At 68.0% G+C, this 16,052-nt stretch carries 16 protein-coding genes and 2 pseudogenes; 9 read left to right on the top strand and 9 right to left on the bottom strand.

Annotated features, from left to right (window positions below):
* The first annotated feature begins 59 nt into the window (after positions 1 to 59).
* Positions 60 to 509: a VOC family protein gene (locus tag KXD96_RS24680; protein ID WP_260741054.1), complete on the top strand. Its 450-nt coding sequence runs from the start codon at positions 60 to 62 to the stop codon at positions 507 to 509.
* Positions 510 to 595: 86 nt separating this feature from the next.
* Here the strand turns inward: KXD96_RS24680 and KXD96_RS24685 are convergent, their stop codons facing one another.
* Together KXD96_RS24685 and KXD96_RS24690 are read right to left on the bottom strand one after the other, a co-directional pair.
* A complete protein-coding gene (locus KXD96_RS24685) occupies positions 596 to 2,287 on the bottom strand; it encodes an FAD-dependent oxidoreductase (protein WP_260741057.1) in 1,692 nt (563 codons plus the stop codon).
* 21 nt (positions 2,288 to 2,308) lie between these two features.
* Complete coding sequence (locus KXD96_RS24690) at positions 2,309 to 3,334, bottom strand: diiron oxygenase (protein WP_260741058.1); 1,026 nt, start codon at positions 3,332 to 3,334, stop codon at positions 2,309 to 2,311.
* Between the two features lie 244 nt (positions 3,335 to 3,578).
* Between KXD96_RS24690 and serC the strand changes: the two genes are divergently transcribed.
* From serC to KXD96_RS28835, 3 genes and pseudogenes are all read left to right on the top strand, one after another.
* Positions 3,579 to 4,697, top strand: a complete 1,119-nt coding sequence (gene serC / locus KXD96_RS24695) for a phosphoserine transaminase (RefSeq protein ID WP_260741063.1) — start codon at positions 3,579 to 3,581, stop codon at positions 4,695 to 4,697.
* A gap of 118 nt (positions 4,698 to 4,815) precedes the next feature.
* Entirely contained in the window at positions 4,816 to 5,586 is a 771-nt protein-coding gene (sepH, locus tag KXD96_RS24700; protein WP_260741069.1) for a septation protein SepH, read from the top strand.
* Between the two features lie 39 nt (positions 5,587 to 5,625).
* A pseudogene (locus KXD96_RS28835) lies at positions 5,626 to 5,764 on the top strand (gamma-glutamyl-gamma-aminobutyrate hydrolase family protein); the annotation flags it as partial.
* Here KXD96_RS28835 and KXD96_RS24705 read toward each other — a convergent pair.
* The 3 genes from KXD96_RS24705 to KXD96_RS24715 are packed head-to-tail and all read right to left on the bottom strand — an operon-like array spanning position 5,704 to position 7,234.
* Positions 5,704 to 5,976, bottom strand: coding sequence for a DUF2537 domain-containing protein (locus KXD96_RS24705; RefSeq protein ID WP_260741073.1), 273 nt, complete (start codon positions 5,974 to 5,976; stop codon positions 5,704 to 5,706). The pseudogene KXD96_RS28835 and the gene KXD96_RS24705 overlap by 61 nt on opposite strands.
* A complete protein-coding gene (locus KXD96_RS24710; protein ID WP_260741077.1) occupies positions 5,973 to 6,806 on the bottom strand; it encodes an RNA methyltransferase in 834 nt (277 codons plus the stop codon). Before KXD96_RS24710 ends, KXD96_RS24705 begins: the two co-directional genes overlap by 4 nt.
* Positions 6,803 to 7,234: a MarR family transcriptional regulator gene (locus KXD96_RS24715; protein ID WP_260741079.1), complete on the bottom strand. Its 432-nt coding sequence runs from the start codon at positions 7,232 to 7,234 to the stop codon at positions 6,803 to 6,805. The genes KXD96_RS24710 and KXD96_RS24715 overlap by 4 nt, the downstream gene beginning before the upstream one ends.
* A gap of 188 nt (positions 7,235 to 7,422) precedes the next feature.
* Here KXD96_RS24715 and KXD96_RS24720 point away from each other — a divergent pair, with 188 nt between their 5' ends.
* Entirely contained in the window at positions 7,423 to 7,698 is a 276-nt protein-coding gene (locus KXD96_RS24720; RefSeq protein ID WP_260741082.1) for a DUF2530 domain-containing protein, read from the top strand.
* A gap of 28 nt (positions 7,699 to 7,726) precedes the next feature.
* Complete coding sequence (locus KXD96_RS24725; RefSeq protein ID WP_260741083.1) at positions 7,727 to 8,182, top strand: SRPBCC family protein; 456 nt, start codon at positions 7,727 to 7,729, stop codon at positions 8,180 to 8,182.
* A gap of 182 nt (positions 8,183 to 8,364) precedes the next feature.
* Here KXD96_RS24725 and KXD96_RS24730 read toward each other — a convergent pair.
* Positions 8,365 to 9,141 (bottom strand): annotated as a pseudogene (locus tag KXD96_RS24730) (DUF3027 domain-containing protein); the annotation flags it as partial.
* 130 nt (positions 9,142 to 9,271) lie between these two features.
* On the opposite strand from KXD96_RS24730, the gene KXD96_RS24735 reads away from it, so the two are divergent.
* The 3 genes from KXD96_RS24735 to KXD96_RS24745 all read left to right on the top strand — a co-directional run bounded on the left by KXD96_RS24735 (position 9,272) and on the right by KXD96_RS24745 (position 12,381).
* The gene (locus KXD96_RS24735; protein WP_260745541.1) at positions 9,272 to 10,924 is read left to right on the top strand and encodes an MFS transporter; all 1,653 of its coding nucleotides are present in this window, start codon (positions 9,272 to 9,274) and stop codon (positions 10,922 to 10,924) included.
* The gene (locus KXD96_RS24740) at positions 10,921 to 11,409 is read left to right on the top strand and encodes a DUF2771 domain-containing protein (RefSeq protein ID WP_260741086.1); all 489 of its coding nucleotides are present in this window, start codon (positions 10,921 to 10,923) and stop codon (positions 11,407 to 11,409) included. The genes KXD96_RS24735 and KXD96_RS24740 overlap by 4 nt, the downstream gene beginning before the upstream one ends.
* 105 nt (positions 11,410 to 11,514) lie before the next feature.
* Entirely contained in the window at positions 11,515 to 12,381 is an 867-nt protein-coding gene (locus KXD96_RS24745) for an endonuclease domain-containing protein (RefSeq protein ID WP_260741088.1), read from the top strand.
* 18 nt (positions 12,382 to 12,399) lie between these two features.
* Here KXD96_RS24745 and KXD96_RS24750 read toward each other — a convergent pair whose 3' ends face one another.
* The 3 genes from KXD96_RS24750 to KXD96_RS24760 all read right to left on the bottom strand — a co-directional run bounded on the left by KXD96_RS24750 (position 12,400) and on the right by KXD96_RS24760 (position 16,000).
* Positions 12,400 to 13,473 (bottom strand): glutathione S-transferase family protein, encoded by a 1,074-nt coding sequence (locus tag KXD96_RS24750; protein WP_260741089.1) that lies wholly within the window; start codon positions 13,471 to 13,473, stop codon positions 12,400 to 12,402.
* A gap of 91 nt (positions 13,474 to 13,564) precedes the next feature.
* The gene (locus tag KXD96_RS24755) at positions 13,565 to 15,493 is read right to left on the bottom strand and encodes an acyl-CoA dehydrogenase family protein (RefSeq protein ID WP_260741093.1); all 1,929 of its coding nucleotides are present in this window, start codon (positions 15,491 to 15,493) and stop codon (positions 13,565 to 13,567) included.
* 99 nt (positions 15,494 to 15,592) lie between these two features.
* On the bottom strand, positions 15,593 to 16,000 hold the full coding sequence (locus tag KXD96_RS24760) for a cold-shock protein (protein ID WP_260741096.1): 408 nt from the start codon (positions 15,998 to 16,000) through the stop codon (positions 15,593 to 15,595).
* Between the last annotated feature and the right edge of the window lie 52 nt (positions 16,001 to 16,052).

Below are 16,052 nucleotides of genomic sequence, written 5' to 3' on the forward strand. Positions count from 1 at the left end.
ATAACTCGCGAGCCTGCCCGTTGGGGGCCGGCCTGGGAACCGACAGCAAGGAGAACACAATGGCGCTCAACATCGAACCCGCACTGTCCCCGCACCTGGTGGTGGACGACGCCGCCGCCGCGATTGACTTCTACGTCAAGGCTTTCGGCGCCGAGGAGCTGGGGCGTGTGCCTCGTCCAGACGGAAAGCTCGTCCACGCCGCGGTGCGCATCAACGGCTTTCTGGTCATGCTCAACGACGACTTCCCCGAGATGTGTGGCGGCAAGTCGATGACGCCCAAGTCGTTGGGCGGCACCCCGGTCACCATCCACCTGACGGTCACCGACGTCGACGCCAAGTTCCAGCGGGCGCTGGACGCGGGCGCCACCGTGGTCACTGCGCTGGACGATCAGTTCTGGGGCGACCGCTACGGCGTGGTCGCCGACCCGTTCGGCCACCACTGGTCGTTGGGGCAGCCGGTCCGCGAGGTCGGCCACGAGGAGATCCAGGCGGCGATGTCTGCCATGTAGCGCGCCCGCTGACCGCGCCGAACGTCGGCTTGATACGCCAGAACGCGGACGTTCCACCCAACAACTCGACGTTCGGCGACTACCGGTCAGCCAAGCAGCCGGTCCAGCAGCCCGCGTCGCGGCGGTGGCGCCGGCTCGGCGGTGGCAGCGGCGGCGAGCATGTCGGCGACGCGGGTGAACTTGTTCCGCGGCCGACCGTCGCCGCTGCCACGGGCGATCTCGGCGGCGTCGATCGCCCGCCAGCCGCGGGCATCGACGGCGTCGGGCTGCCGGGCCCGCACCAGCTTGGCCAGCGCCCCCGGTGAGGCCACCGGGTCGCTGAGCCTGCCGGCGTTGAAATCGGCCACCAGGGCCTGCACGGTCTGCAAGGAACACGACTTGTTCGTGCCGATGAACCCGCTCGGACCGCGTTTGATCCAGCCCGCGACATACGCTCCGTTAACCGGCGCCCCGGAGTCGGGGTCCACCACACGGCCACCGTCGTTGGGCACGACGGCCGCCGACTCGTCGAATGGCAGATCGCGAATCGGCTTGCCGCGATAGCCAATTGACGTCAGCACCAGGCCCGCGTCCAGTCGGTGCAACTCGTCGGTGCCGGTGACCGCGAACTCCACGCCGGTGGCGCGCCCGTCCCCCAGGACGCGGTTCGGCGTGAGCCGATAGGTCAGCCTGACTCGCGGACGCACGTTTTTTTGCGCCGAGTCGTCGCCGAGGCTGGCCAGGATTTCCAGCTTGCGCTTCGCCAAGGGATCGGTGACGGTCGCGAGGTCGGCCGCCACCAGTTGGTGGTCGGCCGCGCTGAGCACGACCTCGGACGAGCCGGTGAGTCCGATCAGTTCGGGCAGGGTGAACGCAGACTGGGCGGGGCCGCGCCGGGCGGCGACCACCACTTCGCGGACCGCGGAGGCGCGAAGCGCGGCCAGTGCGCCATCGGAGATGTCGGTACGGGCCAGGTCGTTCGGGTCGGCCGTGAGCACCCGGGCCACGTCCAGGGCGACGTTCCCGTTGCCGACGATCACCACCCGCTCGTGGCCGAGATCGACTGGCAGCTCGGCGAAGTCGGGGTGCCCGTTGATCCACGCGACCAGTTCGGTGGCGGTTCCGGTGCCCGGTAGGCCCATGCCCTCGATCCTTAGGCGACGGTCGTCGGGGGCGCCGACGGCGTACAACACCGCGTGATGGTGAGCCAGCAGATCGGCGTGACTCACGTGCCGGCCGACCTCGACGTTGAGGTAGAACCGGAAGCGGCGATCACCGGCGACTCGGTCGAACAACCGGGTGACCCTTTTGGTGTTCTGGTGATCGGGCGCCACGCCGGCGCGCACCAACCCGTAGGGCGTGGGCAGCTTCTCAAAGACGTTGACCCGCACGCCATGCTGCGTGAGCAGTTCGTCGGCGGCATACATCGCCGCTGGCCCGGAGCCGACGATGGCCACGGTCAGCGGCCGGCGCCGGGCACGCACCTGGGCGGCCGGGATCACCGGGGCCAGCTTGGACGTCGGGGGTAATTTCTTCCCCTCGGGCCGGTCCGGGTAGAAGGATGCGTTGATCTCGACGAACGGCAGCTGCTTGATGTCCAGCCGGGTGTCCGGAGCGATCGCGCCGACGGGACAGGCGCTCACGCACGCGCCGCAGTCCACGCACGCCACCGGATCGATGTAGAGCATCTCCGATGTGGCGAAGCCCGGCTCATCGGGCGTGGGGTGAATGCAGTTCACCGGGCACGCGAAAACACAGGACCCGTCGTTGCAGCACGACTGGGTAATAACGTGCGGCATAGGCGATTACCCGTTCGGCCCCTATGCGGCCGGGGCGGTGGCCAGGTGCTGGCGCTGCGGCTCGCTACGGTAGCGCGACGGCTTGCCGTCGATCTTGCAGAGCCGCCACATGAGCCGCGCGGACCGCGTCTCCATCAGCCCGGTGTCGTGGGCGAGCATCCGTACGTCACCGAACATGTCGCTGAGCCACTTTCGCGATTCCGGCGACCGGAAGAAGAGCTCCTTTTTCACCTCGCGCGGGATATCGAACTCCTGCCAGAACGCCTTGGGCGGCACCACGATCGCCCGGCACAAAACCTTCATCGTCAGGGGCAGGTACAGCGCCGTCCAGAATCGCTGACGGCGCGTCAATTGCGGCACCCGCCTGCGCAAGAACTCGTGAGCGAAGGAGATGTGCCGCGCTTCCTCGGCGACGTGAATGGCCATCACCCGCTCCATGATCGGGTGCAGCGACTTACCTTCGCGCAGAACGTTTTTCTGCGTGTGATCGATCGGCTCCTCGCCGGCGAGCACCCCGATGAAGAACGCCACCGGCAGCGGGCCGGCTACCAGCGGCACCAGCGGCGAGAGCCACTTGAGCATCCTGGGCATGCCCGGGACGTCGGCACCGACGCGGTTGACCATCTCCTGGAACATCATCGTGTGATTGCACTCTTCGACCGACTCGTGCAGGCAGTACCGATATTCCGGGGACCCGTTCGGCACCCAGAACGTGTAGTTCATCAGGCCGCGAATGAGGATCGACTCGAAGTGCAGCCCGACCTTGGCGACGTTGGCCTGGCGCCACATGCCGATCTTGATCTTGCGCTCTTCGGGCTGCGCCTGGTACCAGGGATGGCGCCCCAACGGGTCGGTCGTCGGCAGGATCCACCGAGGGTCATTCTCCGTGACGGCGAATTCGGGTGAGTCCCAATCGATGTCGGTGTACGGGTTGAAGTTTCGACGCACCGACCCCTCGGACAGCGTGGCGAGCGTGTTGACGTACTCGGCGTCGTCGCGCACCTCCATGTTGCGGCGCCAACGCCGAACCAGTCGTGTCCTGGCCATATCCAAGCCTCCCCAACGAGGTTTACATTTGGACGTGCTATGTCCAGACAGTACCGCAGGTACCGGATATCTTCTAGACCCCTTGCGGGGCTGTGACCTGACCGGTGGTCAGGGTTTAAGTGTGCCCTGCCTCACAGCGCGTGCAGCACCGCGTGCCGCGCAACCAGGCCCTTTGCGCCCGCCCGGGCCGTCGGCAGTCGGACCGCTGCGTCGTCAGTCACGCCCGCTCACTAACCTGATGAGCATGGCTGATCAGCTCGAGGTCCCCTCTGACATCAAACCCCGCGACGGCCGCTTCGGATGCGGCCCTTCCAAGGTCCGGCCCGAACAGTTGCAGGCGCTGACGACCACCGCGGCACCGCTGTTCGGCACGTCGCACCGGCAGGCGCCCGTCAAGAACCTGGTGGGCCGGGTCCGGTCGGGGCTGGCCGAGCTGTTCTCCGTGCCAGACGGTTACGAGGTCATCCTGGGCAACGGCGGCGCGACGGCGTTCTGGGACGCGGCGGCGTTCGGGTTGATCGACAAGCGCTCGCTGCACCTGTCCTTCGGTGAGTTCAGCTCGAAATTCGCCTCGGCGGTCGCCAAGAACCCGTTCATCGGCGATCCCATCGTCATCAAGGCGGATGCCGGCAGCGCGCCCGAGCCGCAGAGCGACCCCTCGGTCGACGTGATCGCCTGGGCGCACAACGAGACGTCGACCGGGGTGGCGGTGCCCATCCGCCGTCCCGCCGACTCCGGCGACGCCCTGGTCGTCATCGACGCGACCTCCGGCGCCGGTGGCCTGCCGGTCGAGATCACCCAGACCGATGCCTACTACTTCTCGCCGCAGAAGAATTTCGCCAGCGATGGCGGCCTGTGGCTGGCCATCATGAGCCCGGCGGCGTTGGCGCGGGTCGAGTCCATCGCCGGCTCCGGCCGCTGGGTCCCCGACTTCCTGTCGCTGCCGATCGCGGTGGACAACAGCCTGAAAAACCAGACATACAACACCCCGGCGATCGGCACCCTGGCGCTGATGGCCGAGCAGGTCGACTGGATGCTGGGCAACGGCGGGCTCGAGTGGGCCGTCAAGCGCACGGCCGATTCGTCGCGGCGGTTGTACTCCTGGGCTGAAGAGCGGTCGTACACCACGCCGTTCGTCGCCGACCCCGGCTTGCGGTCTCAGGTGGTCGGCACCGTCGATTTCGCGGACGAGGTCGACGCCGCGGCGGTCGCGAAGGTTTTGCGGGCGAACGGCATCGTCGACGTCGAGCCGTACCGCAAACTCGGCCGCAACCAGTTGCGGGTCGGGATGTTCCCGGCGGTTGACCCCGACGACGTCAGCGCCCTCACGCAATGCGTCGACTGGGTGGTCGAGCGCCTGTAACCGCCTCGCAATCCAAGCGCAACCGCCCAGCGTGTCAGCACAGGTTATGGGCGTTAGCTGCACTAGAGTGCGCACGAGACGGGTCCGTCGACCTGCACGGAGCCTGCGAGGAGAAGCCATGCGGGAACTCAAAATGGTTGGGGTCGATGCCGAGGGCAAACACATCATCTGTGAGGCCGGCGATCCTGGGGAACCGTTCAGGCTCGCCGTCGACGATCAGCTGAAGGCCGCGGTGCGCGGCGACCTCGTGCCGCTGGAACAGCCACAGCTCGACATCCAGGTCACCAACATGTTGAGCCCCAAGGAGATTCAGGCCAAGATCCGGGCCGGCGCGTCCGTCGAGCAGGTGGCCGCGGCGTCGGGCTCCGACGTCGCGCGCGTCCGCCGGTTCGCGCACCCGGTGTTGCTGGAACGTGCTCGGGCCGCAGAGCTGGCGACGGCCGCGCATCCGGTGCTCGCCGACGGCCCCGCGGTGCTCACCCTGCTGGAAACCGTGAGCACCGCCCTGGTGACGCGTGGCCTGGAACCCGACAGGCTCAGCTGGGATGCCTGGCGCAACGAGGACAGCCGCTGGACCGTGCAACTGGCCTGGAAGGCCGGCCGGTCCGACAACATCGCGCACTTCTGCTTTGCTCCCGGGGCGCACGGCGGAACCGTCACGGCTATCGACGATGCGGCCAAGGAGCTGGTCGACCCGAACTTCGACCGTCCGCTGCGGCCGCTCGCGCGGGTGTCCCACGTCGACTTCGATGAGCCGGTGAAGCCCGCCGCCGCTCCGCAAGAGGAGCCCGCTGCGCAAGAGCAGCCGGTGCACACCCGACGGGGCAAGCCGGTCATCCCGGCTTGGGAGGATGTGCTGCTCGGCGTGCGCTCGGCCGGACAGCGCTAGGCCGACGGTGGCGACCCGCAGCGCCCGGCTACGCCGCGCTTGCGATCGCCAATAGGCCGACGGTGGCGACCCGCAGCGCCCGGCTACGCCGCGCTTGCGATCGCCAATAGCTAGCCGCTACCGCGTCACCGTCAGCGCGAGCAGCGTCAGCCACGCTCCCGCAACCCCGATTCCGGCGCCCAGCAAAAACCAGCGCAGCACCAACTTGTGCCGCCAACCCCAGAGCGTCGGCGCCAGCCCGCCGGCCGCGACGATGTTGAGCCCGACCGCCAGCAGTGGATGCACCCGGATCAGCCCCAAACTGAGCACCACGATCGCGGCCCCGGTCACTGCGGCGACGAACCCGGCAACCGTCAAACCCGTTGCCCAGGGCACGGAATCGTCGGTCACGGCCCGAGCCTAGCCCGCTCGTAGAACGCCAAAGCGGCCGCAGTGGCGACGTTCAGGGAGTCCGTGCCGCGCGCCATCGGGATGCGCACCCGCACATCGCTCAAGCGCAGGGTGGCCGGCGTTAGCCCGGGTCCCTCGGCGCCCACCAGCACCGCGACGCGTTCGCCGCGCACCGCCGCCATGGCCTCCGGCAGCGCGCAGGCCGAGCCCTGCGGGGTCATCGCCAGCAGCCGAAATCCGTTCTCTTTCAGCGTGAACAGCTCGGCGGGCCAGTCCGTCGCTCGTGCGTACGGGACCAGCAAGGCGTGGCCCATGGAGACCCGGACGGCGCGCCGGTATAGCGGGTCAGCGCAGCCGCTGCCGAACACCACCGCGTCCACGCCCAATCCGGCGGCGTTGCGAAAGATCGAGCCCAGGTTCTCGTGGTCGTTGACGCCCTCGAGCACCGCGACGGTCCGGGCGCGCTCGACCAGCTCGGCCACGCCCGGCTCCGGCACCCTGCGGGCGGCGGCCAACACGCCACGATTGAGGTGAAAGCCCACCACTCGCGCCATGACGTCGGCGGAGGTCCGGTAGAACGGCACGCCGCTACCCGCGAGGTCGTCTGCCAGCTCGGCGAGCCGGCGCTCGGTCCCCAATAGGGCGTGCGGGGTGAACCGGGACGCGAGCATGCGCTGGACGACCAGCACCCCTTCGGCGATCACCAGGCCTTTGCCGGACGGCAAATCGGGACGACGATCTACGCTGTTCAGGTCGCGGAAATCGTCGAGCCGCGGGTCGTCGGGATCGTCAACGTCCTGAACGTTTGGGCCATCGGTTTTCTCGCTCACGGGCCTTCGTCGACCAGGGCCACCATCAGGTCAGCCGCGTTGCGCAGAGTGTCACGTTGCGCGTCGTCCAGCGTCGCCAGCCGCTTGGCCAGCCACTCCTGACGGGCACGCCGGGTCGCCTTGACCAACTCGGCGCCGGACGCGGAAACCGAGACCAGCACCTGCCGGCCGTCGATCGGATGCGGGGCTCGGTCCACCAGGCCCATCTCGGCCAGCGACGCAATCACCCGGGTCATCGACGGCGGCCGGACCCGTTCGCGAATAGCCAGCGCGCCGGGCGTCATCGGGCCCTCATTGGCCAGCGTGGCCAGCGCCGACAGCTGAGACAACGACACCGGCGATGACGGGTTGCGGAACCGCAATTGGCGGGCCAGCCGCATGACCGCCAGCGACAGGTCACTGGCCAGCCGGGCATCGCTGTCAGGCATGGCGCGAGGTTACACGCAACCTCAAGAAAGCGGGACACGAACCGGCGAACGATGGGCTTTGGTCCTCAACGCTGCGCGGGCCGGGTAGCGCCGAGCCGCTTGGGTGGGCACTAACCCGCGCAGGCCAGGCGATTTCGGGCACCCGGCCGCGCAAGTGGGCGGTACGGCGGGCCGCTATGTTAGTCGCGATGCCCGTTGAACCCGGCCCGAAGCGCGAGGCGCCGCCCCTGCCGCCCGCGCTGCTCAACGCGTGGCCGTTCATCGCCCTTGGCGCGCTCGGCTGGCTGGTCGCTGCGGCCGCCGCCTTCTTCGTGCCGTCCCTGCAGAGCTGGCGCCCGCTGACGCTGGCCGGGCTGGGAGTGGGGGCGCTCGGCACGACCATCTTCGTCTCACAACTCGTGGCGGCCCGCCGCGGCGCGCGAGGGGCACAAGAGGGACTCGAGAACTATTTCGACCACGGCTAGTTTCGCAATCACGAACCCGGGAGGATCGATGGTAGCCCCACTACTGCAAGCGCAAATCGATATCAACGCACCGGTTTCCACGGTGTGGGGATTGATATCGGACCTTCGGCGGATGCCGGAGTGGAGCCCGCAATGTCGTTGGATGAAGACCTTCGGCCCGCTGCGCCAGGGCATGCGCACCCTCAATATCAATCGTCGTAACCGAATGTTCTGGCCGACCACGTCCACGGTCGTCGAGGTCATCCCGGAGACCAAGCTTGCGTTCCGAGTCGACGCCAACCGGACGATCTGGAGTTACGAGCTGCAACCGACCGGTGAGGGCACGCGAGTCATCGAAAGCCGCCACGCCGAGAACGGCGTGACAGCGGTCTCCAACTTGACCGTGAACGCGCTGTTCGGGGGGACCACCAACTTCGAACGGGAATTGCTCGACGGCATGAACGCCTCGTTGGCCAAGATCAAGGCCGCCGCCGAGAAGGGCTAGTCCGCCTCGGGCTCCGACTCCGGCGCTTCGGGCTCCGGCTCCGGCGCCTCGGGCCCTGATGCCGACAACTCCGGTTCGCCGTCCTGGGGCGGCTCGGCCGACTCCGAAGGTTCCGGCGGAGTCGTCGGCTCCGAAGATTCCGGCGGAGTCTCGGGGGCCTGTGCCGGCTCGGGCGGCACGGGCGGCGCCGCCACGACGTCGAGTACGCCGTCGTCGTATGGCTCGTACGCGGGCGAACCGGTGCCCGCCGGAGCCGGGGTGTCCGAATGCGCGCCGCAACCGTACTGCTTGTCGACGATCTGCCCGTCGGCCGACAGTTCGTTTCCGCAGACGCCGAACATCGTGCCGAGCGACCCCGCCAACGGCAGGAAGAATCCGCAGTCACGGCACACCCGTTTTGTGGAGCGCGCCATCGGCGAGTCGGGACCGTGCTCGCCGGTGTGCCATCGCTCGGCGGCCTCCGCGCGGCCCCAGGCACTCATCACCCAGCGCCGGCCCAGCCCGATTTCGGCGGCGGTCTCGTCGACCTCGGGGTCACCGCTGGCGACGTAGCCGGGGACCAATCGCGGATCGTCGGCGGCGGGCGCCAGCAGGTCCCCGGGGCTCAAGTCTCCGGGGCGCACCCGCCGGTCCCACGGAACCCACTCCGGCGCGAGCAGGGCCGTCGGGCCCGGAATCAGCACCACTTCGCTGACGGTGGCGTGGTCGGCGCCGGGGTACGCGGCGACGACGACGGCCCATTGCCAGCCCTGGTAACCGGGCAGGTGCGCCAGGAACCGGTGGGTGGCCGCGGTCGGATCCTCGTAGCTGGCGCCCAGGTAATCGCCGACCGTTTCCGCGCCGCTGAACTCCACGACGGCGGCTCTGGCCTGGTCGACCGCGCCCGTGAGCACCGCCGCCAGCTCCTCGGGCCACTCGGCCACGCTCGCCACGGCGGATTCCTCCATGGACCCGGTCACACTGTCCCCTTCCTGCATTGCGGTTCCAATACTAGGTTGACGAGCCACGCCCCGTTACCTGCAGACGCTTGTCGGCGGCATAGGGGAGAATCGGAACGTGTCTGGACGGCGGCGTGACGATCCGGGCCGCGTGGCCTCTTCCCCGGGTCGCCGGCCCCGCAACGGAGCTGCCAATCAGCATCCGGGCATGGCCAATTACCCCGCTGACGATGCTGACTATCGCCGGGCGCGCCGGCCACCGCCGATGCCCAGCGCCAATCGCTATCTACCGCCCATCGGCCACCGCTCGGAGCCGGAACCAGACGACAGTGCACCCCCACGCGGGGCCCCTGGGGGCGAACGGATCACCGTCACCCGCGCCGCCGCGCAGCGAAGCCGCGAGATGGGTTCGCGGATGTACTGGATGGTGCAGCGCGCCGCCACCGCCGACGGCGCCGACAAATCCGGTCTGACCGCGCTGACGTGGCCGGTGATGGCCAACTTCGCGGTGGACGCCGCGATGGCGGTGGCGCTGGCCAACACCCTGTTCTTCGCGGCGGCCACCGGGGAGAGCAAGGGCCGGGTCGCGTTGTACCTGCTGATCACCATCGCGCCGTTCGCGGTCGTCGCGCCCCTCATCGGCCCGGCACTGGACCGGTTGCAGCACGGCCGACGGGTCGCACTCGCCGGGTCGTTCGTCTTGCGCACGGCATTGGCGTTGGTGCTGATCATGAATTACGACGGCGCCACCGGAAGCTACCCGTCCTGGGTGCTCTATCCGTGCGCGCTGGCCATGATGGTGTTCTCCAAGTCCTTCAGCGTGCTGCGCAGCGCCGTGACCCCGCGGGTCATGCCGCCGACCATCGACCTGGTGCGGGTGAACTCCCGGCTGACCGTGTTCGGTCTGCTCGGCGGCACCATCGCCGGCGGGGCCGTCGCGGCCGGTGTCGAGTTCGTCTGCACCCACCTGTTCAAGTTGCCCGGCGCGTTGTTCGTCGTCATCGCGGTCACGGTCGCCGGCGCATCGCTGTCGATGCGGATCCCACGCTGGGTCGAGGTGACGGCCGGCGAGGTGCCCGCCACCTTGAGCTACCGCCAGGACAGCGAACCGCAGCGCCGCAATTGGCACAAAGAGGTCAAGAAGGTCGGCGGAACGCTGCGACAACCGCTGGGCCGCAACATCATCACGTCGTTGTGGGGCAACTGCACCATCAAGGTGATGGTCGGCTTCCTGTTCTTGTACCCCGCGTTCGTCGCCAAGGCGCACGAAGCCAACGGCTGGGTTCAGCTGGGCATGCTCGGGATGATCGGCGCGGCGGCCGGCATCGGCAACTTCGCCGGCAACTTCGCCGCCGCACGCCTGCGGCTGGGCCGGCCGGCCGTCCTGGTGGTGCGCTGCACGCTGGCGGTCTCGGCGGTCGCGCTGGCGGCGTCGGTGGCGGGCACCCTCGTGGCGGCCGTGATTGCCACCCTCGTCACGTCGGGCTCCAGCGCGATCGCGAAGGCGTCGCTGGACGCCTCGTTGCAGCACGACCTGCCTGAGGAGTCGCGGGCGTCGGGCTTCGGGCGCTCGGAGTCGACGCTGCAGCTGGCCTGGGTGCTGGGCGGCGCCGTAGGCGTGTTGGTCTACACCGAACTCTGGGTCGGCTTCACCGCGGTCACGGCGCTACTCATCCTCGGGTTGGCGCAGACGCTTGTGAGCTATCAAGGGAATTCGCTGATTCCCGGCCTCGGAGGTAACCGGCCCGTCATGGTCGAGCAGGAGGGCGTGCGCCGCGGCAGCGCCGCGGTGGTGCCCGAGTGAAACGCGGTGTGGTCGTGCTCCTTGCCGGCCTGATGGCTCTGGCGTGCGTGGCCGTTGGGGTCGGCACCTGGCTGCTGGTACGCCCGTCCGGTCCCCAGCGCCCGGAGATCAGCGCGTATTCGCACGGCCACCTCACGAGGGTGGGGCCGTACCTGTACTGCAACGTGCTCAACCTCGCCGACTGCGACACGCCCCAAGCACAGGGCGAGCTGAAGGTCAGCGAGCGCTATCCGGTCCAGCTCTCGGTGCCCGACGCGATATCCCGGGCGCCATGGCGGCTGCTGCAGGTGTACGAGGACCCGACGAACACCACCAGCACCATCTTTCGGCCGGGCACGCGGTTCGCGGTCACCATCCCCCCGGTCGACCCACAGCGCGGGCGCCTGGTCGGGATAGTCGTGCAATTGCTGACGCTCGTCATGGATCCCGGCGGCGAGTTGCGCGATGTCCCGCACGCGGAATGGTCGGTGCGCCTTACCTATTGAGCGCTAGGGCGCCGAACGTCGAGTTGTTGGGCGAATTCAGGCCGTTCCGGCACGACAAGTCCACGTTGGGCCGAGGGTGTCGGTGTCACCGGGCAGTGTGTCGGCATGGGAAACCTGGGGTGGCCATTCAGAGGAACCGAAGCGCTGGCAGCCGGCATTGTCACGCCGCACCAATTGCGAACCAACTTCGAGATGGTCCACCGCAATGTGTACATCCCCCGCGGCCAGAAGTTGACGCCCGTGACCCGGGCGGTGGCGGCCTGGCTGTGGTCGGGCCGGACCGCGACCGTGGCGGGCCTATCCGCGGCGGCGCTACATCGCACGGCATGGATCGACGATTGGTTGCCGGCCGAGCTCAACCGGACCAGCCGCGATAAGGCGCGTGACATTGTTCTCCACAGCGACACTTTGGCCGACGACGAAACGTGCGTCCGAGATGGAATTTGCCTTACCACGCCGGCTCGCACGGCGTTCGACTTAGGACGACGAAAAGGCCTGACCGCGGCGGTGATTCGGTTGGACGCGCTTATGCGTGCCACCGAGGTGAAGACGGCTGACGTCGAGCTGCTGGTCGAACGTCATCGCGGGGCGCGCGGTTTGGTGCAGTTGCGACGGGCGTTGCTCCTGGCCGACGCAGGCGCCGAATCGCCGTGGGAATCCAGAACTCGTCTTGTGCTTGTCGGCGGCGGCTTACCACGGCCACAGACCCAGATCGAAGTACTCAACGAGTGGGGCGCAGTGATTGCGCGCGTAGATATGGGCTGGGAAGACTGCAAGGTCGGTCTGGAATTCGACGGCGCGCAACACTGGACGGACCCCGTCCAGCGAACCCGAGACATCGATCGGCTGGCCGAACTCGAGGCGCTAGGGTGGACGGTTGTCCGGGTCAGCGCCGACGTGCTGCGGCACCGGCCCGACGTCGTGGTGGCACGCGCCCGAAGGGCACTGCTCGCCGCCGGCTACCGGCTTTGATCGGCGCCGAACGTCGACTTATCGTGGCAGATTCGGGCCATTCCGCCCGACAAGTCGACGCTCGCGGGCAAAGTTCGGCACGCTGCGCTGGGCGCCGTGCCCGTCGGGCACCCGCTCCCCCTCGACCGGTGGCCCCGGAGGAGTTCCGCCGCCGAAGGGCCTGCCGCCCAAGGCCTCCCGACCATGCGGCGACAGCCAGCCCGCGAGGTCCGGCCCCTTGGGCACGATGCCGGTGGGGTTGATGTCGGCGTGCACGATGTAGTAGTGCTGCTTGATCTGCACGAAGTCGACGGTGTCGCCGAACCCGGGTGTCTGGAACAGGTCACGCGCGTACGCCCACAACACTGGTATCTCGCTCAATTTGCTTCGGTTGCACTTGAAGTGACCGTGGTAGACGGGGTCGAAGCGGGCCAGTGTGGTGAACAGCCGCACGTCGGCCTCAGTTATGGTGTCGCCCACCAGGTATCGCTGGTTGGCCAGGCGGTCGCTCACCCAGTCCAACGCGGCGAACAGCCGGTCGTAGGCCGCCTCGTAGGCCTGCTGTGAGCCGGCGAAGCCACAGCGGTACACACCGTTGTTGATCTCGGTGTAGACCCGCTTGTTCACCTCGTCGATCTCGGCGCGCAACCGCTCCGGGTACAGCTCCGGGGCACCCTCGCGGTGGTGAGCGGTCCATTCCGTCGAGAAGTCCAGGGTCATCTGCGCGAAATCATTCGTCACCACAGCACCGGACGGGACATCGACGATCGCGGGAACCGTGATGCCTTTCGGATAGTCGGGATAGCGCTTGAAATAGGCATCTTGTAGCCGCGGGATCTTCAGCACGGGGTCGACGCCCCCGGGATCGAGATCGAACGTCCAGCTGCGTTCGCCGTGGGTGGGCCCGCAAAACCCAATGGAGAGAACGCGTTCCAGGCCCAGCAACCGCCGCACGATGATGGCGCGGTTAGCCCACGGACATGCGCGGGCGACGATGAGCCGGTACCTGCCGGGCTCCACCGGGTAGCCGTCGCGCCCGTCGGCGGTGACGCGGGTGGTGATGTAGTTGGTGTCGCGGGTGAATTCACCCGTCCCGGCGACGTAGGTGGCCATGGCGACAATTCTGCCTCACGGCCCCAACGTCGACTTGTTGGCGCCAAATCGCAGAATCTCGCTCAACAAGTCGACGCTCGGCGCCACGGGCTCAAGAACTCAGGAATCGCCGAGCCAGATTCGTCTCGGTTGATGCGCCCTGCTCCCAGTGGGCGATCCACGGGCCGGTGCCCTCCGACTGGTCGATGATGCCGTCTTCGAGCCAGACGTAACGGCCTCGCACCACCTCCCGGGTCAGCCGGACATCCCAGCCGTCGGTATTGGTCCACAACGCATCGAACAACGCCTCGACCCGCAAGGTGGCCTGCCGGCAAAACGTATCGGCCAACTCGTAGGCCTGTCGACCGGCCGCCGGGTCCGCGGCGCGCTGGGCCTCGGCCCGCACGCAGGCCGCGGACATCGCGAACAGCTCGGCGCCGATGTCGACGATGCGCCCGAGGAACCCCTGGCGCTGCTCCAATTTGGCCTGCCAGCGCGCCATCCCGTAGAAGGTGTTGCGGGCCAGCTTGCGGCTGGAGCGCTCGACGAAACGCAGATGCGACGCCAGCGGTCCGAATTCGCTGTATGCCCTGGGTCGCTGGCCTTCTCCAAAAACGAGCTGGGGCAACCACTTTGCATAGAACCCGCTGGCGCCGACCGCCGCCGCGGCCTTCTGCCGCAAACCAGCGTCGGGCTTCGCGAGGTCACCGGCCGCGGACAGGTGGGCATCGACCGCCTCCCGGGCGATGAGCAGCCTCATGATCTCGCTGGATCCTTCGAAGATGCGGTTGATCCGCAAGTCCCGCAATACCTGTTCGACCGGCACCGCGCGTTCGCCGCGCGCGGCCAGCGACTCCGCCGTCTCATAGCCCCGGCCACCGCGGATCTGCATGACCTCGTCGGCAATGATGCACGCCATCTCGCTGGACCACAGCTTGGCCAACGCCGCCTCGATCCGGATGTCGTTGCGCCCTTCGTCGGCCATCTGGCCGGACAGCTCGAGCACCGCGTCGAGCGCGTAGTTGGTCGCCGCGATGAACGAGATCTTGCGGGCCACCGCTTCGTGCTCGGCCAGCGGCTTGCCCCATTGCACACGCTCCCTGGACCAGTCGCGCGCCACCTTCAAGCCCCACTTCGACGAACCCGCCGCGTTCGCGGGAATCGACAGCCGCCCGGCGTTAAGCGTGGTCAGCGCGATCTTCAAACCGTCGCCCTCGCGGCCGATCAGGTTTTCGCCGGGCACCCGAACGCGGTGCAGCCTGGTCACCCCGTTCTCGATGCCGCGCAACCCCATGAACTTGTTGCGCCGCTCCACGGTGATCCCGGGTGAGTCGGCCTCGACGACGAAAGCGCTGATGCCCCCACGGTGCCCATCACTGCGGGGCACCCGAGCCATGACGACCAGCAGTTCGGCGACCACGCCGTTGGTGGTCCACAACTTCACGCCGTCGAGCTCGTAGGCCGTCCCGTCTTCGACGGGTGTTGCCGTGGAGGCCAGCCGGGCCGGATCGGAGCCCACGTCCGGTTCGGTCAACAGAAACGCCGATATGGCGCCCGCGGCACACCGGGGCAAGAACTTCTTCTTCTGCTCCGGGGTGCCGGCGAGTTTGAGCGGCTCCGGCACCCCGATCGACTGATGGGCCGACAACAGCGCACCGAGGCTGGGATGAACGGAGGAAACCATCATCAGCGCCCGGTTGTAGGCCACTTGCGACATGTTCAGGCCGCCGTATTCCGACGGAATTTTCATGCCGAAACAGCCCAGTTCGGCTAGACCCTTCACATACTCGTCGGGAATTTGCGCGTCGCGTTCGATGACGCTGCCATCAACGCCGTCAAGGAAGTCGCGCAATTTGTCCAGAAACGCGCGTGTGCGCGCCTCGTCGGCGTCGGACGGTTTGGGAAACGGGTGGATTAGCTCGAGCGGGAAACGACCGAGGAACAGTTCCTTCGCGAAGGATGGTTTGTCCCAACCGGTTTCGCGAGACTCCTCGGCCAGTGCCCTGGCTTGCTCCTCGGTGACGTGCGCTTGCTGTGCCATCGCAGCCTCCTTGCTCGACGACTGTGGCGAGGTGGGAGTACCCCGTGACCGGCACTTCCTCACCCCTTCCGCGCAGACGGCGCACGCCGTGGCGAGGAGCTAGGCGTCTAGCTCCCGGGCGACCGCCCGGACCACCTCGGAAACCCGCCGAGCCGTCTTGCGGTCCGGGTAGCGTCCCTTGCGCAGCTCGGGCTGCACGGCGCTCTCCAGCAGCGTGATCATGTCCTCGACCATGCCGTGCAGTTCGTCCGGGCTGTGCTTGTGCTCGGCGGGAACCTCGCGGCGCGGCTTGGTGAGGCTGGGCGGCGGCTCAATCAGTTTGAGGCTCAGCGCCTGAGGCCCGCGCCGCCCGGAGGCGATGCCGAACTCCACGCGCTGGCCCGCTTTGAGTCCCTCGACCCCAGCGGGCAACGCCGACGAGCGGACGTACACGTCTTCGCCGTCCTCTTGCGACAGGAAGCCAAACCCCTTGTCGGCGTCGTACCACTTAACCTTGCCGGTCGGCACTGGTCTCACCTGCTTGTCTCACGGATCAATAGGATGGAAAACACAATAAGCG

Origin of the sequence: Mycobacterium sp. SMC-2, from assembly GCF_025263485.1 — a bacterium.
GTDB lineage: Bacteria > Actinomycetota > Actinomycetes > Mycobacteriales > Mycobacteriaceae > Mycobacterium.

Bases quoted from the DNA above. Each gene is read 5' to 3' on its own strand.
- KXD96_RS24680 (WP_260741054.1), top strand. From the start codon at position 60: ATGGCGCTCAACATCGAACCCGCACTGTCCCCGCACCTGGTGGTGGAC.
- KXD96_RS24685 (WP_260741057.1), bottom strand. From the start codon at position 2,287: ATGCCGCACGTTATTACCCAGTCGTGCTGCAACGACGGGTCCTGTGTT.
- KXD96_RS24690 (WP_260741058.1), bottom strand. From the start codon at position 3,334: ATGGCCAGGACACGACTGGTTCGGCGTTGGCGCCGCAACATGGAGGTG.
- serC (WP_260741063.1), top strand. From the start codon at position 3,579: ATGGCTGATCAGCTCGAGGTCCCCTCTGACATCAAACCCCGCGACGGC.
- sepH (WP_260741069.1), top strand. From the start codon at position 4,816: ATGCGGGAACTCAAAATGGTTGGGGTCGATGCCGAGGGCAAACACATC.
- KXD96_RS24715 (WP_260741079.1), bottom strand. From the start codon at position 7,234: ATGCCTGACAGCGATGCCCGGCTGGCCAGTGACCTGTCGCTGGCGGTC.
- KXD96_RS24720 (WP_260741082.1), top strand. From the start codon at position 7,423: ATGCCCGTTGAACCCGGCCCGAAGCGCGAGGCGCCGCCCCTGCCGCCC.
- KXD96_RS24725 (WP_260741083.1), top strand. From the start codon at position 7,727: ATGGTAGCCCCACTACTGCAAGCGCAAATCGATATCAACGCACCGGTT.
- KXD96_RS24745 (WP_260741088.1), top strand. From the start codon at position 11,515: ATGGGAAACCTGGGGTGGCCATTCAGAGGAACCGAAGCGCTGGCAGCC.
- KXD96_RS24750 (WP_260741089.1), bottom strand. From the start codon at position 13,473: ATGGCCACCTACGTCGCCGGGACGGGTGAATTCACCCGCGACACCAAC.
- KXD96_RS24755 (WP_260741093.1), bottom strand. From the start codon at position 15,493: ATGGCACAGCAAGCGCACGTCACCGAGGAGCAAGCCAGGGCACTGGCC.